Raw genomic sequence first — 23,760 nt, forward strand, 5'->3', positions numbered from 1 at the left:
CGGCCCGCCGGGATCGATGCTGGTGCACCGCAGCACCCTGCTGGACGCCCTGGTCGGCTACTTCGACCTGCTCTGGTCCCAGGCCGTCCCGCTGACCCTGGACGACGACCAGGCGGCGGCCAACGGCTCCCCACTGTCCCAGGAGGACCAGACGCTGCTCACCATGCTGCTCGCCGGCCTGACCGACCAGGCGATCGCGCTGCGGCTGGGGGTCGGGCACCGGTCGGTGCAGCGCAAGGTCCGGGCACTGATGGACCTGGCAAGTGTCGACACCAGGGTGCAGCTGGGCTGGCACGCGCACCGCAACGCCTGGTTGGGGGGCCCGGCGCCGGCCGCGCCCCCCGGCCAGCTCAGCGCGCGCTGACCCGCCAGGCGCCGGTCACCGTCTGGTCGACGACGTTGCCGTCCCGGTCCTCGGCCCGCACCCGGATCGCGACCGCCGACGCGTCCTTCTTCGGCGTGCGCACCCGGAAACTCCGTGCTCCCGTGCCGGTCGGCGGCCTGGCGGCCGAGGTCGGTCCAGCGCCGGCCGCCGTCGTGGCTGACCCACGCCCGCAGCCGGATGCCGCCTGGCCCGGTGCGCACATAGGACGCGGCCACGGTGAACTCGTAGGCCGAGCCGGCGCGCACCGCGTTGTCCATGCCCACCGGCACGTCGTAGGCCAGGTTCATCGTCGGCAGTTCCTCGGTGGCCGGCCCGAACTCGGCGTCGGCCTCCCAGACCGTGCTGGACCTCGTGGCCAGCGGCCGCGTCCACTGCTCGGCGTCCAGCTCGACCCGGTACCGGCCGGGCTCGGTGGCGTCGAGCCGGCAGGTGCCCGAGGTCGCGCACAGCAGCTCACCGTCGCGCAGGTACCGGAACGCGATCGCCCCCGGCGGCGGGCTGGCGTACTCGAACGACATCGCCGGCGTGGTGGTGAACGGCGTGGCCGCCAGGGACACGGCCTGGTAGTAGGACGTGACCACGGTGGTGATGCCCTTGGTCACCCGGGGCACGACGGGCACGTCGAAGTGGCGCTCGGTCACCCGCGCCCCCTCGGCGTAGGTGGTGTCGCTGCGCTCCTGGGACCGGCGGTCACCGGCGGGGAAGAACGTCCAGTGCCGCCACGCCACCCCGGGCGAGACGTACTCGGTACGGCGGAACGGCGCCCGGAACGGGGTGTACCGGTTGTCGCGCATCTCGCGGTAGACCGTGCCGGGGACGTCCGCGTGGTACCGCGCGTCCACCCGCGCGAGATCGTCGCCGTCGTAGCGGTAGGTGATCCCCGCCGGCAGCCGACCGGTCACGGTCTCCTCCAGGTCGTAGACATAGCCGCTTGGCCGGTCGCCGCCGGTGGTGATCGTCGCCGGTCCCCGGCGCAGCGCGGCGGCGAGGCGGTCCGCGCCGGCCTTGGGCAGCACCGCGACCGGGATCGTGGCGCGTTGGTGGACCCACCGGATCGCCGGCCCGGTGTCGGTGAGCCCGTAGGCCACCCCGGTCGCGCCCGCCGCCGCGGCCGCCGCGGCGACCCGAGGGATGGCGTCGACCTCGACCTCACGGACGAACGCGACCTTCCCGGCGACGCCGGCCAGCTCCGCCGGTGTGCCGGTGCCCGCGTCGACGACCCGGTGGCGGCCGGCGGCCACGGTGGGCACGCAGTAGACGACGTCGAAGGCCATGCACTCGCCCCAGGACTCCTCCAACGGATACTGCGCCCCGAGCGATCGCCGGTCCAGGGTCATCGTCAGGTCCTCGGCGGCCAGCCTGGTCGAGAACCTGGCCGCGAAGGTGCCGGTGCGGACAGTGCCGGTGGGCAGCAGGTAGACCTCGGTGCTGTTGAAGGTGAGGGTCAGCCGCAGCTTCTCGTAGCCCGGCTCGCCGACCACCCGGCTGACCACGAGGTCCAGGCCCGGCCCGTCGACCGGCACCCCGGGCCGGGGGGTGGCGAACCGGACCGGCTCGCCCCGCCGCGCGTCGATCACCACGGTCCTGTCCCCGTCGAGCACCAGCTCCGGGTCGCCGCCGATGGTCTCGGCCAGCTTCGAGTACGGCTCACCCTCGGTGAACTCGGAGATGTTGGCCAGCACCGCGTACCGGCCGGCCGGCACCAGCGGGTCGGCGCCGAGATCGCCGAACACGCCGACGCCCCGGTCGAACCAGCCCTGGTGGTAGTCCCCGGTCTCCAGGTTGACCAGGTGCACCCAGGACCACGCGGTGGTGTTCGCCGGGACGCCCGCGCGATCGTTGGCCAGGACGGTCAGGCGGTGCCGCTCGACCTCCTTGGTCCAGCTCACCGCGGTCCGGCTGAGCGGGGTGCCGCCGGTGCCGGTGGCCACCAGCCTGCCGTAGTAGGAGGCGGTGTCGAGGGTGGCGAACTCGACGGTCACCGTCACGGTCGCCGTGGCGCCGGGCGGGAGGTCCACCCGCGACGGACTGATCGTGACCGCGCCGGCCATCGGCGAGTACGGCGACTGCTGGTGTCTGGTCGGGTCGGCCTGGAACAGGTCGAGCGTGAGGTCCGCGTGCACCACCTCGGTGCCCGGGTTGCGCAGGGTGACCTCGCCGCTGGTGGTCGGGTGCGGCGGCTCGATCGCGCCCAGGTTGAGCGTGCCGGTGGACACCAGCCGGGCCGTGGTCGCGTGTCGCAGGTCGACCATGCCGCCGCCCTGCCAGGTGATCGGGTTGTCCTGGTTCGGGGTCGCGGTGCTGACCAGGGCGTCCTTGAGCCGCGCGCCGGTCCAGTCCGGGTGCTGCTGGGCGAGCAGCGCTGCGGCGCCCGCGACGTGCGGGGTCGCCATCGACGTGCCGGTCAGGGACGTGTACCTCGGGTTGGCCGGGATCGCCGGCCGGCTGCTGGTCGCGCTGCGCGCGGCGACGATGTCGGTGCCGGGCGCGGTGATCTCCGGCTTGATCGCGTAGTCCTGGGTCCGGGGGCCGACGCTGGAGCTCTCGCTCGAGCCGTGCGGCGCGGTCTTGACCACGTTGCCGACGGTGAGCGCCAGATCGGCCGCGCCGGGCGTGCTGATCTGGGACGGGCGCCAGTTGCCGTTGTTCCCGGCCGCGATCACGAACAGCGCGCCGGTGTCCGCCGAGATCCGGTTCACCGCCTGGGACATCGGGTCGGCGCCGTTGCTGAGACCGCCGCCGAGGCTCATGTTGATCACCTTGGCACCCTGCGCGGCCGCCCATTCCATGCCGGCGATGATCTCCGAGTCCTGGCCCGCGCCGGTGTCGTCGAGCACCTTGCCGACCACCAGCCGCGCGCCGGGGGCCACGCCGGTGTACGCGCCGGCCGAGGCCGCCCCGCTGCCGAGCACGGTGGACGCGACGTGGGTGCCGTGCCCGTCGCCGTCCTGGACGTCCGCGCCGGGCACGAAGCTCCGCGCGACCGCGATCCGGTCGGCCAGGTCGGGGTGGGTCAGGTCGACGCCGGTGTCCAGCACCGCGACCCGCACCCCGGTGCCGTCCAGACCGGCCCGCCAGGCGTCGTCGGCGCCGATGGCCGGCACGCTGAGGTCCAGTGCCGCGGTCACCCTGCCGTCCAGCCACAGCTTCGCCACGCCGGCGGTCAGGCCGGGCCAGCTCCGCTCGGCCTGGTCCTTGCGCACGCTCAGCGCCCGCGCGCCGACGCTGGGCAACGCGCGGACCTGTCGGGTGCCCGTCGGCGCGCGGGCCGTGAGCGCGGCCTTCGTGCGGTAGGTGGCGATCACCGGCACGTCGGCCAGGTGCTCGTCGTCGTAGCCGGCGGCGCGCAGCGCGGTGAGGTTGAACAGCTCCCGGTCCAGCCGGTCGTCGGCGACCAGCCGGGCCACGTCGGGGGTGAACGCGTGCAGGTCGCCGCCGATCTCCTGGAACGACACGTCGTCGCGCGGGGCGACGTCGTGCACGACCTCGCCCCGCTGGGTGCCGTCGGCCGCCACCCACAGCTCGACCACGTCACCGGTCAGCAGCGTGAACGTCGCGCTGACCGCGCCATGGCCGCCATGGCCGGTCGGCGCGGTCGCGGGTGGGGTGGTCGGTGGGCTCGCCACGGCCGCCGGTGGCACGACGACCGTGGCGAGTAGCGCACCCGCGAGCACGGCGATGGATCTGATCACGCGAAACCTCCGGGGAGCCTGGTGCCTGCGCCCCAGCCTCACACCTGGCCGGCTCGTGGGATCCCGCGGAAATACGCCGTGGCGCAAAGCCGCCCGCGATCACCGCGCGGGTATGCTGGCCCGCACATCCCGAGCCGTACGGAGGACCCTGATGTCCAAGCGCACGTCCAAGCGGAAGTCCCGCAGCAAGAAGGGCGCGAACCACGGCAAGCGCCCCAACGGCAACTGACCCGCTCGCGGTCGGCTCCTCAGGTGGTGCCGGCCGCGGGCGTGGCCCTGGATGGTGAGCTGAGACCGTTGCGCCGCGCGTAGTCCCCGATCAGCCAGGTCAGCTGGTCCAGCCACCAGTAGCGGCGTGGGCGGGCGGGCCATGAGGTTGGCGAACCGTCAGGAAAAGGTGTGTGGTGACCAGGCAGCGTCCCGGGTCAGTCACCCTCACCGACGTCGCCAGGCTCGCCGGCGTCTCGGTGGCCACCGCGTCCAAAGCGCTCAACGGTCGCGGCGAGGTCGCGCCGACCACCCGCACCCGGGTGCTCGCGGCCGCGGAAAAGCTGTCGTTCCAACCGAACGCGCTCGCCAAAGGGCTCATCTCGGGACGCACCAGGACAATCGGCCTGCTCACCGACGAACTCGGTGGCCGGTTCGCCATCCCCATCATGCTCGGGGTGGAGAACGCCCTCGGCAACGAGGAGATGTCGGTGCTGCTGTGCGACGCCCGCGGCGACCCGATCCGCCGCCAGCACCACATCCGCACCCTGCTGGCCCGCCAGGTCGACGGCTTCATCGTGCTCGGCGACAGCAACGACCGGCGCACCTCGCTCACCAGGGACATCCCGGTCCCGGTCGTCTACGTCTACGGCGAGTCGACCGACCGGGACGACCTGTCACTGCTCGCCGACGACGAGGGCGGCGCCCGGCTGGCCGCCGAGCACCTGGTCGCACTCGGCCGGCGGCACATCGGCCACATCACCGGACCGGTCAGCTATCGGGCCGCGCGTGACCGGGCCACCGCGCTGCGCGCGGTGGTGGCCGAGGCCGGCCTGCCGCTGGTCGGCGGCGAGCCGCTGCACGGCGAGTGGTCGCAGGGCTGGGGCCGGCACGCCGGCCGGCTGCTGGCCACCGCCAACCCGCAGCTCGACGCGATCTTCTGCGGCAGCGACCAGGTGGCCGCCGGGGTGGTGCAGGCGCTTACCGACCTCGGCCGGCGGATACCCGACGACGTCGCGATCGTCGGGTACGACAACTGGGAGATCTTCGCCGCCGACTGCCGGCCCCCACTGACCACAGTGGACGTCAACCTCGAGCGGCTCGGCACCACCGCGGTCGAGTACCTCTTCAGCGCACTGGACGGCCGGCGGCATTCCGGCGTGATCCGTCAACCCTGCCGCCTGGTCGTCCGCGAGTCCACCGGACCACGGAGTTGACCATGACTCACGGTCTCGCCCGGGACACCCGCTACTGCTTCTCGATCCGGTAGCCAGCGATCTCGTCGCCGGCTTCGCCGGATCGGGTTACCAGGTACCGGTCGGACATCGCCATCACGAACCCCAACGGTTTGTCGGAAACCACGGCACCCGTACGGTCGATGACGTCCTCTCCTCGGAACAGGTACCCGCGCTGGGGGCTGAGGATTCCGGTACTGCCCTGGGGCTTCGCGCCACGCAGAACGCTTTTCTCGCGACTGTCGACGTCGAAGAGGGTGAGGTCGCGGCCTGTGACCGGGCCGCACACGACGAGGCTCTGCTGATCGCCGAGGCAGCGCATCGGCTCACCGAGATCAGCGAGCTCACTCCCGGTCCGAGCATCGACGACCCGCGACCGCTGGTTCCCGCCACGCTCATCCGCGGTACCGACGACCGCGACGTCGCCAAGTGCCAACTGGAGGTTGGATCTTGGGTACCGATCGGACAGATCCCACCTGCGCGCACCGGTCCGCGCGTCAAGCCCGACCACGGTCGACGCCGATTCCACCGTCGGGTCCAGTGGCCTCAGGCGATCCGTCTCAATGCCGAGCACGGTGTCGGCGACCACGAAGAGAGGCCACACACCAACGGACTCCCACCGCACAGAACCGTCGGAGACGTCGGTGGCCACGGCCCGCGAGCCGCCGAGCTTCTCGTCCGATGCACCTACCAGACTGACCGCCACGTCGCCGCCAACCGCGATGAACCCGACGCGAAGGTTGGCATCCAGCGGTGTCCGCCAGCGGGTCCGCCCATCCTTTCCATCGAAGGCGACAATCCCGTTCCCGGGAGCGCAGTCGGTCGAGGCCGCGCACTCGTATGGTGCGATCACGACCCACTCACCGTTCCCGGCGTCGGCCACCTTCTCCTGGCGCCCCCTGTCCGGCCCGGCCGTGATCTGGCTGTCCACGCTCCACCGCGGCTCCCCGGTGGCGATGTCCAGCACCGCCACCGCCCGGTTGCCGCCGGCGTCCGCACCTGCCCCGTAGACGATCAGCGAATCCTCACGCAGCTCGGGTAACCGACCGGCGGACAGGCCCGCCGGAGCGGTCCACACCGGCTCCGGTGACACCACGAATTTCGCGGGCCCACTATCCGGCGGGGATGTCGCGGGGTCACCCGTACACGCCGACACCATCAATGCCACCATGATCAAACATACGAAACAGCGCGACACCTGAGACACGACTCACCCCCAACTGGGCACCGGGGCCCAGTTCCCACCGTGCACCGACTCCACCCCGTGCTCGTTGTGCGTGACAATGTCGTTCACCGCGCCGACCGCCTGCCGGAGAATCTGGTCACCAGCTGTCAGAAACGAGTCCAACATCTGGTAACACCCATCTTCGGCATTCGCCTCGTAGCCCAACGCCGACGCATCGCCCTTCGTCACGCCCTCGACGACCTTCGTCACCAGACCGTAGAAGGTCGTCACTCCCGCCGCGATGCCGGGGCTGAGTACGAAGCCGAGGATGTCGCCGAAGACCCCGAGGAAGAATGCCACGTTCACGGGCTCTGCGGTGGCCCACTCGTCGAGCGCTTCAACGAGCTTCCCCATCAGCTCGTTGAGTTCGGTTCTGGCCGTGTAAATCACCGCCGCGAACCGCCCGAGGTGCGCCATCATCTCGGCAAGTGCGTTGTCGCGATACTGCTCGTACCAGAGGGTCAGCTGGTCATACCTTGGCCGGACCTTCCCCGCCGCCTCGCCTTCCCAGCCTGGCGTCACGCTCGGGTCGCTCGGGAACAGGCGATTGCACTTCTCCCGGATGTTGTGCCACACGGCGACGCTGTCCTGGCGTTCGGATCCGCCCGCCCGCGGCGCCTTGTAGCGAACCGTCTCCATCATCCTGTACATGTCGCCAAGGAGATCGCCTTCAGGTTCACCGACAGCATTCCGATTTCCAAGCCGCTGACCCGACAGAACCTGCGCGTGCGCGAAGAACCGCACCCCGTCCAGGCCCCTCAGGATGGAACCTTTCTCCTCATAGTGGATGCCGCTTTGTTGTTCTAACGCCCCAGGCTTGCTCTTGAACTCCTTAACACTGTCCGGCACCTCGTTCATGCCGTACCACTGCGACATTCGCCGGGGCCCGGCGTGCTCCTCTGGATGCGTCAGATAAGACAGCCAGCCCGCAAGGGCGGGGGCGTTGCCGCCCTCGCCCGTAAACACCTCATCCAGCCCTTGCAGCAGGAAATGGTCAGGCTGCGCGGCCGGCGTCGACGCCATCAGTGATCACCGCTCAACTGTTTGCCAATATCGTCGAACATGCGCGCGTTACGCATTTCCAGATCCTGATAGAGCTTGTTCGTGCCTTCGAGGCGCGTAGAAAATCCTTCGAGAAATGTGGCGAAATCCCATTCGTCCTCGATTAACTCACCGATTTTGCGCATCCAGGCGTTCCCGAACGCCATCAAGCCATCTCGGAAGTGACCTTCGAGGCCGTATCCGCCCTCGAAGGCGTCTGCGTCACGCATGGCCATCCGCATGTTCGCGAAATCCGCTGCGACCGCACGGTAGTGAGCCACACCCGCATCGATGGCATTCTTGGCCTCCTGCATTAGCTCAGGAGACACGCTGTACCCAGCCATGGCACCCCCATTGACTCCTCACGTAACGTGACAAATCCGACACTAGCAGCGGCACGGGAGACCTCGGGACGGTTTAGCAGGCTCTGACGCCGACGAGCGCGGACGCTTGAGGACAACATTTGAGAACACCGCGCACCTCAGTACAGGGCGATCAGGTTGGCGACTCGCGGGTTCGGGTGGGTGGTCAGCAGTCGCAACGCTTCCTCCGTGCCACGGAGGAAGTTCAGTAACCGTTGGTCGGGGTAGCGGTTCGAGTCGACGTGCAGGTCGAGTGTCGGGCGGGTCGCGTTCGGGACAACACCGTAGATGCCGGCGATCGCCGGTTGGGTGGACGGCGTGATCGCGGGTGACCGGTCGCCGACCGCTGGCTGACTGTCTGATATGGACTGTCGGCGCCAGACCGGTAACTGGTAGTTGAGCACGTAGTCGACTGCTGAGCCAGGGGGCCGTTGGGTGATCACGGCCGCCTCGTCCACGTCATAGCAACCGTTGCGCAGCGCCGCCCTACCGGCGACCTCGACGTACCGGACCAGATCGTGGAACGTGTTCCGCTCGTCCAGTTCGATCCCCGCCGGCACGATCTGGTTCATCGAGGCCACCAGGCCCTGCCAGTCCGGCCGCAGACGGTTGGCCACCATCAGGTGCACCATGATCCGCCCCCGACCGGTGCTCGCCCGGATGCCGATGGCGAACAGGGCGAGCACTACCGTGTGGGCGGTGACCCGGTGTTGGTCGACGATGTTAGACACGTCGCTCAGGTCGATCGACCCGCGCCGACGCTCCCCCGGTGTTTCGGTCCGTTGCCCGGTCCGGTCGGCGAAGTCCTCGGTCAGCCTGGTCCAGTAGACCCGCGCGGCCGACCGGCGGGCGGCCCATCCGTCGGCGTGCTGCTGGCGGGCCAACACGGCGGGCCCGGACGCCTGCCGGGCACGCACGCCCTCGGCCTCTTGGTCGGTCAGCAGCCGATGGAACTCCGCCAGCAGCAGCCGCAACGCCCATTCGTCGGCCAGGACGTGGTGCACCGAGAACGCGACCGCCGCCGTGCCGTCCGCTACGCTCAGCAGCCTGACCCGCCAACCGAACTCCCGGGTGAGCACGAACGGTTGAGCGAACAGTTCCTCGGCGCTGGGCACCACTTCCTCCGCGCTGCCAAGGAAACGGGACTCCAGGACACCGTCCGCGCCGGCGTGTACGACCTGGCGCACGTCACCGCCGCCGTTTTCGAAGGTGGTGCGCAGGCTCTCGTGCCGGCGCCACAACGTCTCCACCGCGACCCGCACCCGCGCCTCGGTGACCCCGGCCGGCAGCGGACGCAGCTCGGTGAGCTGGGACCGGACACCGTCCACCAACGGGTTGGTCTCGATCGACCGCCAGATGGACAGCTGACCGAAGCACAGCGGACTGGTCATCAGGACTCCACGGTCGGGTTGGCGTACGCGGCGCTCTGCGTGCCGTACAGCTCGGCGTACTGCCCGTCCAGCGCCATCAGCTGCGCGTGCGTGCCCTGCTCGACCACCCGGCCGCCGGCGAGCACCACGATGAGGTCGGCCATCCGCACCGTGGAGAACCGGTGGGACACCAGGAGAGTGATCGCGCCGGTGGCCGCCCGCCGGGCACGCCCAGCGCCGACGAACCGCTCGTAGAGGTCGTGCTCGGCCTGCGGGTCGAGTGCCGCGGTCGGCTCGTCGAGCATGGACAGCAACAGGTTCTGGCGCAACACCGCCCGGCCGAGCGCCAGCCGCTGCCACTGGCCGTGAGACAGCTCCTCGCCGTCGAAGATCCGGCCGAGCTGAGTGTCCACACCGGACGGCAGCCGGTCGATGACCGCGCGCGCGTCCGCCTCGTCGATCGCCGTGGCCACCGCCTCCCGGTCCTCGGCGCGCGGCAGGTCGCCGACCCCGACCGCGTACCCGGCGGTCACCTGGAACTTGCCGAAGTCCTGGAACGCCGCGCTGGTCCGGCTCCGCCACTGGTCGAGGTCCAGGCGCCGCAACGGCACCCCGTCGACCAGGATCTGGCCAGCGGTCGGCTCGTACATCCCGGTCAGCAGTTTGACCAGGGTGGTCTTGCCGGCGCCGTTGATCCCGACCAGCGCGACCGCCGCCCCCGCCGGCAGGTCGAGGTCCACCTCGTCGAGCACGCGCAGGTCCGTCCCGGGGTAGCGGAAACCGACCCCGCGCAACGAGATCCCGGTCTCCAGCCGCGCCGGCGGTGGCTCGGTGCCCGGGTGCCGCACGCTCGCCGCGTGTTCCTCGAGCCAGCGCAGCCGGCCCATCGTGTGCCGGCCCTCGGCGAGCCTGCTCGCCCCGTTCACCGTGGTCTGCAACTGGGTGCGCAGATAGCCCGACAGGCTCGCGACCATCAGCAGGTCGCCAGGGCCGCTGCGGCCCCGCGCGACCAGGTGCGCGACGAACGCCAGCGCGGCGAGGTAGCCGACGGCGAAACAGGCCCATCCCGCGGCCTGCCACAGCGCCGCGCGCCGCTGCCCACGGACCAGGCCGTCGGTGACCTGGTCCCAGTAGGCGCCGGCCCGGGCGCTCACCGCCCGGTCGCTGCCGCTGATCCGCAGTTCCTTGGCGGCCTCGGCGCGGGTGCCGAGGCGGTGCAGATGGGCCTCGCGGCGGTCGGCGTCCGCGGTCTGGTCCCGCGCCCGCCCGAGGATGGTGGTCGCCCGCCGGGAGAACACCAGCGGCGGCACCGCCAGCAACACCAACAGGATCAGCGCGGGATGCACCCCGGCGAGCAGCCACACGCTGAGGCCGAGGCTGATCAATGACGACGCCGACTCGGCCGCGCCCCAGCAGGCGCCGGCCAGCGTCTCGGTGCTGGTGCGGAGCTGGCGCAGCCGGTCGAGGAACTCCGTGCGCTCAAGGTGTTGCAGCGTGGGGATGGTCGAGGTCATGGTGAACAGGCGGCCGGAGAGCACCACGTCCACCCGCTCGGTCAGGTCGACCTGGAGGTTGTGCTGCACCCGCTGCACCGCGGCGATCAGCGCGTAGGCCAACGCGCCCACCGCCGCCGCGAACACCAGCCCGGTCGGCTCGGATCCGGACGAGTTGGCGACCTCGCGCACGCTCAGCCCCATCCCGGCGACCGCGAGGGCGTTCACGGCGGCCAGCGAGAGCGCGGTGACCGTGGCTCGGGGATCGGCCGTGTACGCCAGGCTCAGCATGCCGGTGACCACCCGGCCGCGATCCCTCATACCGGTACCCCGTCGGTGGGGTCGGTGGCGAAGCGGTCGGCCTGCAGGCGGTACATGCCAGCGTAGGCACCGGCCAGGTCCATCAACTCGCCGTGGCTGCCCATCTCCGAGATCCGGCCGCGGTCGAGCACGACGATGCGGTCCGCGTGCCGCACGGTGGACAGCCGGTGGGAGATGAGCACGACGGTCACGCCGGAGACCGCCGCGATCACCCGGTCGTAGAACTCCGCCTCCGCACGCACATCGAGGTGGGCGGTCGGCTCGTCCAGGACCAGCACCTGCCGGCCGTGCGCGACCGCGAACAGCGCCCTGGCGATGGCGATCCGCTGCCACTGCCCGCCGGACAGGTCGACGCCACCCGAGTGCTCCCTGGTCAGCAGCGAGTCCAGGCCGTCGGGCAGCCGGTCGACGAGTTCGGTGGCGCCGGCGGCCGCGATGGCCGACGCGATCGCCTCGTCGTCCTCGGCCACCTCGGGCGCGCCGAGCGCGACGTTCTCCCGCACGGTGAGCGGATAGTGCACGAAGTCCTGGAAGACCGCGGTGACCCGGCGGCGCCAGGACTCGATGTCGACGCCGGCCAGGTCGACGCCGTCGAGGGTGATCCGGCCCTCGGTCGGCCGCTGCAACCCGGCCAACAGCTTGATCATCGTGGTCTTGCCGGCCCCGTTGCGCCCGACCACGGCCAGCACCTCGGCCGGCGCGATGGCCAGCTCGAAACCGTCCAGCACGGGCCGATCCGTTCCCGGGTAACGAAAGCCGACACGCTCGAAGTGGATCCGCGCGGGTGTTTCCGGCGCGGGCGCGGCACTATCGGCACCGGCCGACCACGTGCTGGCGCGCCGGTCGAGACGGTCGAGCGCGCGGATCGCGCCGACGGCGTACTCGATGTCGAACGCCTCGTAGCCCATGGCGCCGGCGGCGAACACGCCCCACGCGGCGAGCACCATCGTGATCAGCCCGCCGAACCCGAGCTCGCCCGCGCCCAGCGCGGCACCCGGGACGTACAGCGCGGCGAAGCCGGTTCCCAGCGCGAGCAGGAAGGTCCACCACTGGCGGCGCAGGATGCCCCGGCGATGCCGCCAGACCTCCTCGAGCCACGCCCGCGCCTGGCGCCGGTACCGCTCGGTCAGCCACGGGCCGAGGCCGAACAGCCGGACCTCCTTGGCCGACGGCGACTCGGTGAGCGTGTCGGCCCAGTAGTCCATCCGCAGCCGCGCGCCGGCGTGGGTGTCCCAGGTGGCACTCAGCCGGACCCAGTGCCGGCGGATGCCGGCGCGCATCACCAGCGTGACCACCAGCAGCCAGCAGGCGAGCAGCGGCGCGAACCACGCCAGCACGGCGGCGCACAGCACGGCGCTGGTCAACCGTCCCAACAGGACAAGCTGGCCGACGGCGCCGGTGCCCGGTGTCCTGGTGCGCCAGCCACCGAGTTCGGAGATCCGCGCGACGTCGGTGCCGAAGGCGAGGTCGTCCAGATGCGCGATCTCGCGCGGTCGCGCCACGGTGGCCCGCACCGTGGCGCGCAGTGCGCCGTCGATTCGGCGCGCGGCCAACAGGTCGAGTGGTTCCCTGGCGATCTCCACACACTGGCCGGCCAGCACGAGCGCCGCGACCAGACCGAGTGGTACCAGCACGTCGCCGACGCCGGAACCGGCAAGCGCGCGGTCGAGCAGCCAGCCGGTGGCGACCGCGGTGGCGCCGGCGGCGAGCGCGGTCACCAGGTGTGCCACCGACAACAGCGCCAGCAGCCAACGCCCCGTGCCGGCCAACAGCGACAGCAACCGCCACCGCTCCCCCAGGATCCGGCCAGGCCGCGTCACGTTTCTCCTGTCCTGGCCACGTGCGGCGAACGGCGCGGTCCATTAGGGAAATACGGCACGCACGATTGTCTGGCTCGAACTTCGCGGCATACCGTACCCCCGGACCGTTCCCGGGTGTCCAGCGCGACCTGTCAACATAACTACCGCACCCGAATGAGCTTGTCAATCAACCGCTTTCCCGCCGACATTGCGGCTCGCTGGCACCGAGGAATGCGGTCCGGAACTCACCAGCACACGCGGGCAATGCAACGGACTGACCTGTTTGGCAAGGCACTCGTTGCAGCCGTCGCAGCGCGCCTGGGCCAGGCCGCTGAGCAGCTTGCGCGGCAGATCCGGTTCGGCCACCAGCGGTCGGGCGAGCGAGACGAAGTCCAGGTGGTAGTCGTCGACCGCCCTGGTCGCGCCGGCCGTGCTCCGGAACCCGCCGCAGGTGCCGACGGCCAGGTTCGGGTTCTCGGCCTTGGTGCGCGCGGCGAACGGGACGAAGAACCCTTCGGAGCGGACCTCGACCTCACCACGCCGCGACGGGGTGCGGGCGGCGGGCGCGGCCGGCACCCAACCGCTCCACTCGACGCCGTCCAACCCGCTGTCGGCCAACGCGCGCACCGCGACCAGCGAGTCCCGCTGGTCGTAGCCGGCCGAGACGAAGTCCGAGCAGTTGAGCTTCATCAGCACGGCGAGCCGGTCGCCGACCTCGGCGCGGACGGTGTCGATCACCCGGCGGACAAGGTCGAGACCGTGGTGGCCGGCCGCCGGACCGATGGTGCGCAGCGGCGGCGCCTCGGCGAGCAGTTGGCCGAGCAGATAACCGTGCGCGCCATGCAGTTGGACGGCGTCGAAGCCGGCGGCCTCCGCGGCCTTGGCGGCCCGTGCGAAGGCCCGCACGATCACGCGCTCGTCGTAGGAGCCGGTGGACAGCGTGCCGCGGTAGCCAAGTTGCGCGCAGAAGGCGACATCGGCCTCGCGGCGGCAGGCGGTGAGGATGTCCCGCCAGGCGGCCACGGCGGGGCCTGGCCGCAGCACACCGTTGCTCTGGTTGGCCCTGGCGTAGCGGCTGACCGCGAGACAGCCGGTGATGATCATGCCGGCACCGCCCGCGGCCAGCGCGTGGTACAGCGAGCGCATCGCGTCGGTCGGCAGGCACGCGCGGTCGACCGCGCGTTCGGTGGCGCCGGAGCGGACGATCCGGTTGCGCAGCCGCAACGGGCCGAGCGTCCACGAGTCGGCCAACCGGCGCGCGGCCAGCGGCACGGCCGGTCGTCGCCGGTGGAACTCGCCGAGGTTGGACCGCACCCCGTCCGCGGCCAGCGCCCGGTCGAGCGCGCCGACGACCGCCGGGGTGAGCGCCGGCAGCTCGCGCGAGCACGCCGCCAGCTCACGCAGCTCGGTCTCGTCGTGCGGGCGCTGGACGACCACGGAGACCACGTCGGACAGCAGCACCGCCTGCACGGCGACCTGGCTGAGGGTGCGCTCGCCGGCCTCGGTGGCCAGCCACCGGTCGACCCGGGGACCACCGACCGCCGGCACCAGCCGGACGATCACCGCGCCACCCCAGTCGCGCAACAGCTGCCGACAGCGCAGCAGCAGATTCTGTTGCCGTAGACCGAAAGCCAGCTCGATCGCGGCGAACGCGCCGGTGTCGATCACCCGGCGCACGCCGGCCTCGTCGTGCACCCGCGCGCCAAGCGCGCCGAACCCGCCCGCGTCCATCTCCGCCCGCGCGGCGGTGAGGAACTCCCGGTCCAGCAAGGAGTTGCGGGTCAGGTCGGCGATCAGCAGATCCCACCGCCGCTCGGCCGGCGGGGCCGGTGGAACCCACCGCCCCGCGCGGCGCAGCTCGTCGGCGGTGGCGAGCAGCGTGTCCCCGCCCGCCTCGGCCAGCACCTCGGGCCGCACCGGCGTCGGCAGGCAGAGGAACCGCAGGCCAAGACGCACCGCGGGCGCGACGAGTGCCTGATCCCCGCCCCGGCCCGTCGTGGTGAGGCCGATCTCCGGGACGGTGAGACCGGTCTGACCGAAACGGCGCAACACCGGCGGTCGCGGGCCGGCAGTCACGGCCGCCAGCCGGAATTAACAAGAACGGTCCGGAATTGATCGGCGGAATATACGGTTTCGGCAACCATCGACATGGGCGACCGACCCCCAAAAAAAATCACTGCGGGACAATTGTTTCGCCACGAGAATCAATCTATCGAACATAGCCCACGCGAGAGCCGGGTGTCCAGCACGGACCGTCGGCTCACCCGGCGTGTTGCCGGGCGGCCGTCGCGTCCACCATCAGCGCATTGAACCCACAATACGAATCCGGTAAGATCCGTTGTCGCTTTTATCCGATGGGCAGTGCCCGAGTGAGCGACTCCATGTCAGCCAACAGCACCACCGCTGCCGGCAGCACCTGAAGCTGCTCGGGCACGAAACCGGGCCGGGTCTCGGACACCGCCGCGATGATCTCCGCCATGCGCTCGCCGACCGAGTCCATCGCCGCCCGCAGATCCGAGATCGGGCAGGAGTCCCGCAGCTCCACGTGCACCACCGACAGCGCCGCCACATCCCCGGCGAGGTGTTCCGGCACGATCAGCACGATCCGGTCGTCCGCCCGCCCCCGGACCAGCCTCGGCACCCGGATCTCGGCCACCCGGCGCTTGGAGCCGGTGAGCGCGGCCCCCGCGTCCGCCCGGCTCGCCAGGCCCTCGGCCACCCCGGTCTTGGTGAGCACCGTCAGCTGATCGCCGCCCGCGCCGTCGTGGGTGAGCCGGTAGCGGGTCACGCCCGTCGGCCGCGCCACCACCCTGGCGTGCGCGCGGATCACGTCCAGCACCGGGAAGGTCAGGTCGACCGGGTCGGTGCCGGCCGCGCTCAGCGCGCGGATGATCTCGTTGTCGTACAGGTCGGAGTCGCCGCGCGAGGTGCCGACGGTGACCGTCTTGGCCTGGTGCTTGACCGTGTCGATGGGGCGCGCCAGCTCGTCGAGGGCGGCGGTCAGCACGACCCGCGCCTCCGCCGGTCCCACCGGGTCGGACTGGTAGGCGATGGCCGCCAGCGCGACCGCGGTCTGGCTGCTGAGCACCCCGCGCAGCTCGCCCCGGCCGGCGGCCGCGAGCAGCTGCTGGACCAGCCGCAGGACCTCGATCGGCAGCGGCTGGGCGGCCGCGACGCCCCGGTCGACGGCCGCCTCCAGGCCGGCCAGCGCCAGCCGGACGTCGTCGGCGGTCGCGTCGATGGCCCTGGCCGCGTGGTAGGCGAACAGGTGCCCGGCCGCGGTGGCCATGATCCACGCCAGGTCGGGATGCGCCCGGGGAACCGGCACCAGCGAGTCGGTCGGCCAGAGGTACTCGGTGCCCTCGTCACACACCACCACCGCGCGGTTGCGGTGCGCGTTGAGGATCTCCACCTCTTTGATCAGGTCGCTCATCTGCGCCGGCGGCGCACCGGCCACACACACCACGACCAGCGCCTCGGCCGACAGGTCGATGTGCTTCTTGTCCTCGACCGCGTCCGAGGAGATCGTCTTGTAGCACAGCTCGGACAGCTTGATCCGGATCTCGGCCGCGGCCACCCGGTTGGGACCGGACCCGACGACCGCCCAGTACGGGTAGGCGGCGGCGACCTCACGCGCGGTCTTGGCGATCCGCTCGTTCACCTTGTGCAGGGCCTCGAGCTGGTCGGGAATCCGCAGCAGGCCGCGCAGCAGCGACTCCTCGCGGGCCGGGGCCAGCTGGCCGAGCGCCCTGGCCAGCTCCGCGCCCAGCAGCGCGCCCGCCGCGACCTGGGCGTAGAACGCCTTGGTCGAGGCCACCGACAGCTCGACGTCCCGGCCGTCGGAGGTGTAGAGGATGCCGTCGCTCTTCTCCGCGAGGTCGCTGTCCCGGCGGTTGATGATCGACACCACCAGCGCGCCGCGCTCGCGGGCCAGGTCGACGGCGCGGTTGGTGTCGGTGGTCGAGCCGGACTGGCTGACGGCCACCACGCACGAGTCGGCCATGTCCGCCCGCAGCCACCACGCGGAGAACTCGGTCGCGGGGTAGGCCCGGACCGGCAGGTCGTCGCCGATCATCGACTGCATCGTGTTGGCGATGCCCTGGCAGGCGACCGCGGCGGTGCCCTGGCCAAGCACCACGATCTGGCGCAGCTCACCGGCCAGCAGCCGGCGGCGCAGCTCCTCGGGCACCGAGGAGTTCGGCAGGTTCACCGACGGCCGGCCGGCGTCGTCGGTCGCGATCCGGCCACGCAGCGTCTTGCGGAACGAGGACGCGGCCTCGAAGATCTCCTTCTCCAGGTAGTGCTCGAAGTCACCGAGGGTGAGATCGTGCGTGGTCACCTCGGCCAGCCGCACCTCCGCCTCGGCCAGCGGGCGCACCGTGCCCTCGCCGTCCCAGCGCTCGACCTCGGCCTGACGGCCCGCGCCGGCGCGGTTGAGCCGCACGACGGTGCCCGGCTCGGTCGCCTCCGGCCAGAGCTGACCGTCGACCTTGGCGAACCACGACGTCACGCCGACCAGGCCGTACACCTCGCTGGCCACGAAGTACCCGCTCGGCGCGAAGCCGACATACAGCGACTGCCCACTGCCCTTGGCGGCCAGCAGGACCTCCCCCTGCTCGGCGTCGCACTGGGCCGCGATGGCCACCGATCCGTCACAGGCCGACAGCGCGGCCACCATCGCCGCGTCCGGTGTGCGGCCGGCGGCGAGCTCCCTGGACAGCAACAGCGGGATGAGCTTGGAGTCGGTGGTGACCCCGGTGTCGTCGGGCACGTAGCCGCAGCTGCCCTGCAGGGCCAGGTAGTTGTCGACGTCGCCGTTGGCCACCGCGATGGCGTACCGGCCGGTCAGCGTGCCGGCGGCGTCGCGGCTGTCCACCGGGTGCGCGTTGGCCTCGCTGGTGCGCCCGACGCTGGCCCAGCGGGTGTGCGCGAGCACGGTGACCGCCGAGGAGGGCAGCGCGAGCAGCCGGTGCAGGTCGGCGTCGGCGCGGATGGTGTCGCGCAGGTGGCGGGTGTTGTCGCCGAGACGGCCGATGATGGCGGCGTGCTTGTAGGCGAAGCAGGCACCGTGCGCGGTGCCGACCACCGACCGGTTGCGGAACTGCGGGTCCTGCCTGGCCGGGTCGCCGACGGTTTCCCGGTCGGCGGGGTCGAGTTCTACCCAGATGGTGAGGCCGGCGGAGTCGCGGCCACGCACCTCGAGCCGGTCGATCGCGTCGAGTACCGCGCTCACCGCCGTGTAGGAGGTCACCGAGCGGCCGGTCCAGCCCGCCGGCGTGAGCTCGCCTGCCCGGACCGCGGCGTTCATCCGATCGTGGCGCAGTGCCCACGCCTGGTCACGGACCTGCCGGACCTGGCCCTGGACGTGCTCCATGGCGTCGGCGCCCCAGGCGGCGGTGCGCGCGTCGAGGCCGGCCTCCAGCCGGGCGACCGCGTCGGCCAGCCGGCGCAGCGCGGTGTTCACCGGCTCCGGCTCGGTGGCCAGCGTCCGCATCGCGGCGGCGGTGCCGTACAGCTCGAGCGCGGTGTCGAGCCGGGTGGCGAGCGCGGCGAGCTCGTCGGCCACGGTGTCCGAGGACGCGCCGAACACGGACTCGGGGAACTCGGGCAGCGCCTCGACCAACGCGGCGGGCGGTAGCTCACCCCCGTCTGAGTAGACGGGCAAAGCCACCACAATCCCGCACATCCAAGCCTCCCGAGGATCCATCGCGACGAATGTCAGCCGGTGGCCAAGACTCTCACATGGACCGGGCGCGGCGCCTGGGCGGGCGTGGCGCGGTCGGCGGTGCCGTCCTAGTTCAGGGGAGGATCACCGACCGGGTGAGGTTCCTCGGGTTGTCCACGTCCAGCCCCTTCGCCGCGGCCAGCTCGACGGCCAGCAGCTGCACCCGGACCAGTTCGACCATGGCGTCGTGCCCGCCGATCTCGACGGTCGCGCCGGTGGCGCGGACGTCCGCGACCAGGTTGTCGGCCGGCGGCCCGAAGATCCAGGCCAGCGTGCGCTCGTCGGCGGCGCAGTTGGGGCCGTGGCGGTACTCCATGCCGGGGTAGGACTCGGACCAGGACTGGGTGGACTCGCGCAGCTTGAGGGCGGCCTCGTTGGCCAGGCCGACGGTCCACCCGGTGCCGAGGAAGGTGTACTGCCTGGCGTCCAGGGCGTTGGCCGGCAGCGGTTCGGTCAGCGCGACCTCGGCGGCGGCGGCCAGCGCCTCGACGTCCTGGCCGAGGTGGGCGCGCAGCAGGGCGAGCGTGCTGGTGGCGAACCGGGTCTGCACGATGGACCGCTCGTTGGCGAAGTCGAGGATGACCGCGTCCTTGGCCAGCCCGATGACGTCGCTGGTCGGCTCGGCGGTGATCACGGTGGTCGGCGTGCGGCCGCCGATCTCGGCGAGTGCGCGGACGACCTCGGTGGTGGTGCCGGTCCGGGTGATCGCGAGCACCCGGTCGTAGCGCCGGGCGAGGGGGAACTCCGAGGCCTGGAACGCGTCCGACTCACCGTGGCCGGACTCCTCCCGCAGCCGGGCGTAGGTCTGTGCCATGAACCGCGAGGTGCCACAGCCGATCACGGCGACGCGCTCGCCGGGCTCCGGTAGCCCCACCACGGTGCCGGCGGAGTGCAGCGCGGCCGCCTGGCGCCACCTGTCCGGCTGAGTCGCGATCTCTTCCTCGATGTAGGGCACAACCACTCCACGTGTGATCTCGACGGCCTGCCAGCTTCGCAGCCGCACGATACCAAGTGGTCCACACCAATTGCCAGTGGTCTACACCACTCATACAGGTGGTCAGCCGTCCAGCACGTCGAACAGGATGCCCGCCCCGATCGCGAACACCAGCAGTCCCAGCGCGATCCAGATCCGCTCGACCGCGTACCGCTTGACCTTGGCGACCAGCGACCCGACCGCGAACCCCGCGGCGGCCGCCAGCGGCACCCCGACCACAACACCCACCAGCGTCGAACTGCGCGTGATCACATAGGCCGAGAACAGCAGCCCAACCAGCGCAACGCACTCCGCCACCCGACGACGCAACCGTCGCCATGGATCCTCGGTCATCGCCCCTCCAGCCGAGGGCGACCTCGGAACAATCCGACTGATTCCCGCACGGCGCACCACCCCATCGTGGGAACCTAACACCGCCATGCGTCCACATCTGGGGGAACCTTGGATTTCCTTGTCCGACCCGACGCGCTCGACAAGTACGCGAAACTCGTCGAGCGCAACGGCATCAACCTGGCACTGACCAATGTTCATCTCGCTGACAACTCACGGTTGGCGAACACCGAGGGCGGATGGATTCAGCACCTGGTCGACGCGCACGAGCAGACCGTCGACCGAATGCTCAGCAGCGTCTCCCAGGGCTTCCATCAACTTGGCGCGAGCACGGAGGAACTCACCCGTACGGCGGCGCACTACCGCTCGGTCGACCACGCCTCGGCTGCGAACCTGGACACCACCTACCCCGGCGCTCCCCGCCCGGCGATCGGTGCGCCGGCGCCGGTGCCCGCCCAGCGCCCGGACGTGCAAGGCCCGTTCCACGCGGTCGGCGGTGACGACATCCACAACCCGCTGGTCCACCTCACCGAGCCGGGTGATCCTCCCGACTTCAGCGATCCCATGGCCCTGTTCAACATCATGGGCGACTATCTCAGCCCAACATGGTGGATCAACCAGGTCCTGAACGACACCATCGGCGTGAACCCCATGGAGGAGATCAACAAGGTCGTCGTCGGCGACTGGAAGGGTTTCGCTCGTTGCGGCAGCATGTGGGCTCAACTCGCCGCCGCCGCTGACGATATCGGCGACAACCTGGACAATGGCCTGCGCTGGCTGGGTGCCGACTGGCATGGCAAAGCCGGTGACGCCGCGTTGCACTACTTCGACAACGCGGGAAAGGCCCTGCACAGTCACGCCGAGGTCTTCCGGGCGTTCCATGACAGGTACGTGGAAGTCGCACGGGACGTATGGCTGTGCTCAAAGACCTTGGCCGACATCATCAAATTGATCATGGATACGGCGATAGTTGCCGGGCTCGCGGTGCTGGCCGGTGGGGCGCTCTCCTGGACCGGTGTGGGCGCCGGTATCTCCTGGAGTTTCGCGGCATGGGAGTGCAAACAGATCCTGGACCTGTGGGGAGAGGCCACCAACGTGATCTCCCGCGCACAGATGGTGATCACCGGATTCGTGGGCATGGTGACCTCACCCGATGAGACCGAGCTGCGGGAGATCACTCCGCTGCCGATGCCGGCGGTAGGCTACGACCATCCTGGGGCGGTGCCCGAACCAGCTCGACCACGGCAGCGGGGAGAGTTGTGAGTAATCGTCCGTTCGATCCGCTGGCCGACCTTGCCGTCTCCCCTGCTCACAAGGCGGGCGCACGCAAACAACTGGAGTTGCTCGCCAACCAGACCAGTCATCCCGAGCTGCGGAACCTGGCCCGCGATGTCCTGTCCGGACGGGTGAGCTTGCGCGGAGCCCTCAACGATCCGCGCGCCACCACAGTGCTCGACGAGCAGATCGGTCGGTTCACCGAGCAGTACCGCGAACTGTCGGCCGAGGAACGAGCCGAGCACGAGCGTCGAGCTGAGGACTTCGCCAAAGAAGCACAACGGGAAGAAGCCGACGTCGCCACGCCTCGACGGTCTCGCCCTCGATCGCGCGCGGATGACGAGGACCACTGGGAAAATCCGCCACCCATCCTGAGGAAAAGACGTTGATGAGCAAACTGGTCATTGGTGTCACCGTGCTGGTCGCCTTGGTTGGCTGCACGGGGACGCCGGCGGACTCGGCGCCGACACCAGGGACCACCGAAAGCGCGCCGGAGACCACCGGAGGGACGCCAGCACCCGGCGCGGTGGCGTGGATGACCGGCTTCTGCACCGTCGCGAGTGACCTGAGTCGCGGGATCTACACCAGTTCCCCGGACACCGACGAACTGCGGACGTCGATGCTCGGGCAACTCGAGAACACGGCGAGCGCGATCGACGCCGCCATCGATCGGCTCGCCGAGCTGCCGGCCGCGCCGGTCGATGGCGGGGACACCGCCGTCTCCCAGTTCGGCGACGAACTGACCGAACTGCGGGACGCACTTGCCCGTGGCCGGGACGAAATCGACGCGCTGCCGACGGATGCCGACGACGGCCGACTCGGTCAGGTGTTCGGCACGGTCTGGCCAACCGCGGCCGCCCGCGCCGCCCGGCCGTTGACCGGGGTGACGGTGACCGACGCGATGCGCGGCGCCGCCACCGACATCACGTGCGGCCAGGTCATCTCCTGACCGGAGAACTCAAGTCCTGTGTGGACTCACGGCACCTGGGCGTGCGGCAGTTCGCTGAGTTCCTTGAGTACCTTGGGATCCTGGAGCGCCATCCAGTCGATGACCTGGGTGTAGGTGGCGCACACCGTGTCCTTCGCGACGCAGACCTCGGACATGAAGGTCTCCACCGCGGCGCTGAAGCCGCCACCTGACCACATGTTGAAGTGGTTGCCGATCACCAGCGGCGCGCGGTTGCCCGCCAGCGCGGCCTGGTGCGCGGCCCGGTACGTGCCAAGGGTGTACTCGCGGAACGTGTCGGCCCTGGCCGGTTCGTTCTGCCCACCGTTGAACTGGACCCACAGGTTGTAGTCCATCATGATCGTCTTACGGCCGGTCGCCGGCACCTTCACGTACGGCATGGCGAACTCCCAGACCCCGTGCTTGTACTCCGGCCACGCGATGCCCTCGGACACCTGGCTCGAGTCGTAGGTCATGCCGCGCTTGGCCAGCGTCGGCAGCACGATGTCGAAGTCGCCCTCCAGGCACGGGGTGCGGCCGCCCTTGATCGTCGACGGGTCGACCTGCAGGCCGGGCGCGTCCTGTACGAAGCGGAAGAACTGGTCCAGCTCGCTGTTCCAGTCGGCGGCCGACCACTGGTTCCCGCCAGGCTCGTTGCCAGCGCAGAAGTGTCCGTTGTAGTGGGTGCCGACCTCGACCCCCTGTTTCGTGGCCTGGTTCAGGTCGGCGATCAGGGTCCGCACGTCCTGTGGGGTGCCGCCGAACGCGATGGACGCCTTGCCCGGCTGGTGGCCTGGACCGGTGTAGCGGACTCGCTGGTCGTCGGTGAGCATGTAGATGCCGGACAGGAACGCGGTGAACGAGCCACCGGTGCGGGCCGCGATCGGCAGGGTGCGTTGCCAGTGCGCGTGGGAGCCCGCGCCGTCGAAGGAGAACAGCACGAACTGCGGCGGCTTCTCCCCCGGCGCCAGCCGGTGCATCCACGCCGGTTCGACCGTCCGTTCGGCCTTCTCCACCTCTTCGTCCGAACTGGACAGATGACCCGCCGCGCCCTCACCGGCACCGGCGTCGTCCTGGTTGGTGCCGATCACGATCAGCACGACCAGGGTCAGAGACAGGGCAAGGCCGGTGAGAATCGGACCCCGATGGATTGAGCGGCGTTTCTCGCCTTCCCGACGCTCGTTCATCCCCGCACACCACAATGCCGCATAGCTTCCTCCGTAGTCGTGACGCACACACGATGAGCCAGACGATAAGTCCGGCAGACGTGACTGGCGCGCGAGAACCACGACAACACAAGGGAAATCCACACGGATGAGTGATCATGTCCACAAGGGACCGTGATCACTCGATGGGGTGT

17 protein-coding genes are annotated in these 23,760 nt (G+C 70.6%); 5 read left to right on the forward strand and 12 right to left on the reverse strand.

Features of this window, described 5'->3' with window-relative positions:
- Window positions 1-57 precede the first annotated feature (57 nt).
- Entirely contained in the window at window positions 58-4,077 is a 4,020-nt protein-coding gene (locus ACYVIP_RS20085) for a S8 family serine peptidase (RefSeq protein ID WP_460398488.1), read from the reverse strand.
- A gap of 151 nt (window positions 4,078-4,228) precedes the next feature.
- On the opposite strand from ACYVIP_RS20085, the gene ACYVIP_RS20090 reads away from it, so the two are divergent.
- Together ACYVIP_RS20090 and ACYVIP_RS20095 are read left to right on the forward strand one after the other, a co-directional pair.
- Window positions 4,229-4,306 (forward strand): 50S ribosomal protein bL37, encoded by a 78-nt coding sequence (locus ACYVIP_RS20090; protein ID WP_460398547.1) that lies wholly within the window; start codon window positions 4,229-4,231, stop codon window positions 4,304-4,306.
- Window positions 4,307-4,481: 175 nt separating this feature from the next.
- Window positions 4,482-5,501 carry a LacI family DNA-binding transcriptional regulator gene (locus ACYVIP_RS20095; RefSeq protein ID WP_460398490.1) on the forward strand — a complete coding sequence of 340 codons (1,020 nt, stop codon included), beginning with the start codon at window positions 4,482-4,484 and terminating at the stop codon, window positions 5,499-5,501.
- Between the two features lie 31 nt (window positions 5,502-5,532).
- On the opposite strand, the gene ACYVIP_RS20100 is transcribed toward ACYVIP_RS20095, so the two are convergent.
- The 10 genes from ACYVIP_RS20100 to ACYVIP_RS20145 form a co-directional block, all read right to left on the reverse strand.
- Window positions 5,533-6,726: an outer membrane protein assembly factor BamB family protein gene (locus ACYVIP_RS20100; protein WP_460398492.1), complete on the reverse strand. Its 1,194-nt coding sequence runs from the start codon at window positions 6,724-6,726 to the stop codon at window positions 5,533-5,535.
- A 3-nt stretch (window positions 6,727-6,729) separates the two neighbouring features.
- Window positions 6,730-7,767 carry a hypothetical protein gene (locus tag ACYVIP_RS20105; protein WP_460398494.1) on the reverse strand — a complete coding sequence of 346 codons (1,038 nt, stop codon included), beginning with the start codon at window positions 7,765-7,767 and terminating at the stop codon, window positions 6,730-6,732.
- A complete protein-coding gene (locus ACYVIP_RS20110) occupies window positions 7,767-8,099 on the reverse strand; it encodes a hypothetical protein (protein WP_460398496.1) in 333 nt (110 codons plus the stop codon). The genes ACYVIP_RS20105 and ACYVIP_RS20110 overlap by 1 nt, the downstream gene beginning before the upstream one ends.
- 167 nt (window positions 8,100-8,266) lie before the next feature.
- A complete protein-coding gene (locus ACYVIP_RS20115) occupies window positions 8,267-9,538 on the reverse strand; it encodes a condensation domain-containing protein (RefSeq protein ID WP_460398498.1) in 1,272 nt (423 codons plus the stop codon).
- On the reverse strand, window positions 9,538-11,331 hold the full coding sequence (locus tag ACYVIP_RS20120) for an ABC transporter ATP-binding protein (RefSeq protein WP_460398500.1): 1,794 nt from the start codon (window positions 11,329-11,331) through the stop codon (window positions 9,538-9,540). Before ACYVIP_RS20120 ends, ACYVIP_RS20115 begins: the two co-directional genes overlap by 1 nt.
- Window positions 11,328-13,151, reverse strand: a complete 1,824-nt coding sequence (locus ACYVIP_RS20125; protein ID WP_460398503.1) for an ABC transporter ATP-binding protein — start codon at window positions 13,149-13,151, stop codon at window positions 11,328-11,330. Before ACYVIP_RS20125 ends, ACYVIP_RS20120 begins: the two co-directional genes overlap by 4 nt.
- 162 nt (window positions 13,152-13,313) lie before the next feature.
- On the reverse strand, window positions 13,314-15,206 hold the full coding sequence (locus tag ACYVIP_RS20130; protein WP_460398505.1) for an oxidoreductase: 1,893 nt from the start codon (window positions 15,204-15,206) through the stop codon (window positions 13,314-13,316).
- Window positions 15,207-15,477: 271 nt separating this feature from the next.
- Window positions 15,478-18,795, reverse strand: a complete 3,318-nt coding sequence (locus ACYVIP_RS20135) for an SIS domain-containing protein (protein ID WP_460398507.1) — start codon at window positions 18,793-18,795, stop codon at window positions 15,478-15,480.
- Between the two features lie 133 nt (window positions 18,796-18,928).
- Window positions 18,929-19,816 carry an SIS domain-containing protein gene (locus ACYVIP_RS20140; protein ID WP_460398509.1) on the reverse strand — a complete coding sequence of 296 codons (888 nt, stop codon included), beginning with the start codon at window positions 19,814-19,816 and terminating at the stop codon, window positions 18,929-18,931.
- 96 nt (window positions 19,817-19,912) lie between these two features.
- Window positions 19,913-20,182 (reverse strand): hypothetical protein, encoded by a 270-nt coding sequence (locus tag ACYVIP_RS20145; RefSeq protein ID WP_460398511.1) that lies wholly within the window; start codon window positions 20,180-20,182, stop codon window positions 19,913-19,915.
- Between the two features lie 108 nt (window positions 20,183-20,290).
- On the opposite strand from ACYVIP_RS20145, the gene ACYVIP_RS20150 reads away from it, so the two are divergent.
- The 3 genes from ACYVIP_RS20150 to ACYVIP_RS20160 are packed head-to-tail and all read left to right on the forward strand — an operon-like array spanning window position 20,291 to window position 22,403.
- Window positions 20,291-21,442 carry a hypothetical protein gene (locus tag ACYVIP_RS20150; protein ID WP_460398513.1) on the forward strand — a complete coding sequence of 384 codons (1,152 nt, stop codon included), beginning with the start codon at window positions 20,291-20,293 and terminating at the stop codon, window positions 21,440-21,442.
- Window positions 21,439-21,843, forward strand: coding sequence for a hypothetical protein (locus tag ACYVIP_RS20155; protein WP_460398515.1), 405 nt, complete (start codon window positions 21,439-21,441; stop codon window positions 21,841-21,843). Before ACYVIP_RS20150 ends, ACYVIP_RS20155 begins: the two co-directional genes overlap by 4 nt.
- Window positions 21,843-22,403 carry a hypothetical protein gene (locus ACYVIP_RS20160; protein ID WP_460398517.1) on the forward strand — a complete coding sequence of 187 codons (561 nt, stop codon included), beginning with the start codon at window positions 21,843-21,845 and terminating at the stop codon, window positions 22,401-22,403. The genes ACYVIP_RS20155 and ACYVIP_RS20160 overlap by 1 nt, the downstream gene beginning before the upstream one ends.
- A gap of 26 nt (window positions 22,404-22,429) precedes the next feature.
- On the opposite strand, the gene ACYVIP_RS20165 is transcribed toward ACYVIP_RS20160, so the two are convergent.
- Entirely contained in the window at window positions 22,430-23,587 is a 1,158-nt protein-coding gene (locus tag ACYVIP_RS20165) for a polysaccharide deacetylase family protein (RefSeq protein ID WP_460398519.1), read from the reverse strand.
- Between the last annotated feature and the right edge of the window lie 173 nt (window positions 23,588-23,760).

Source organism: Actinophytocola sediminis (genome assembly GCF_054779715.1).

Coding starts and splice junctions, on each gene's coding strand:
- ACYVIP_RS20090 (WP_460398547.1), top strand. CDS start 4,229: ATGTCCAAGCGCACGTCCAAGCGGAAGTCCCGCAGCAAGAAGGGCGCG.
- ACYVIP_RS20105 (WP_460398494.1), bottom strand. CDS start 7,767: ATGGCGTCGACGCCGGCCGCGCAGCCTGACCATTTCCTGCTGCAAGGG.
- ACYVIP_RS20110 (WP_460398496.1), bottom strand. CDS start 8,099: ATGCAGGAGGCCAAGAATGCCATCGATGCGGGTGTGGCTCACTACCGT.
- ACYVIP_RS20115 (WP_460398498.1), bottom strand. CDS start 9,538: ATGACCAGTCCGCTGTGCTTCGGTCAGCTGTCCATCTGGCGGTCGATC.
- ACYVIP_RS20120 (WP_460398500.1), bottom strand. CDS start 11,331: ATGAGGGATCGCGGCCGGGTGGTCACCGGCATGCTGAGCCTGGCGTAC.
- ACYVIP_RS20145 (WP_460398511.1), bottom strand. CDS start 20,182: ATGACCGAGGATCCATGGCGACGGTTGCGTCGTCGGGTGGCGGAGTGC.
- ACYVIP_RS20160 (WP_460398517.1), top strand. CDS start 21,843: ATGAGCAAACTGGTCATTGGTGTCACCGTGCTGGTCGCCTTGGTTGGC.
- ACYVIP_RS20165 (WP_460398519.1), bottom strand. CDS start 23,587: ATGAACGAGCGTCGGGAAGGCGAGAAACGCCGCTCAATCCATCGGGGT.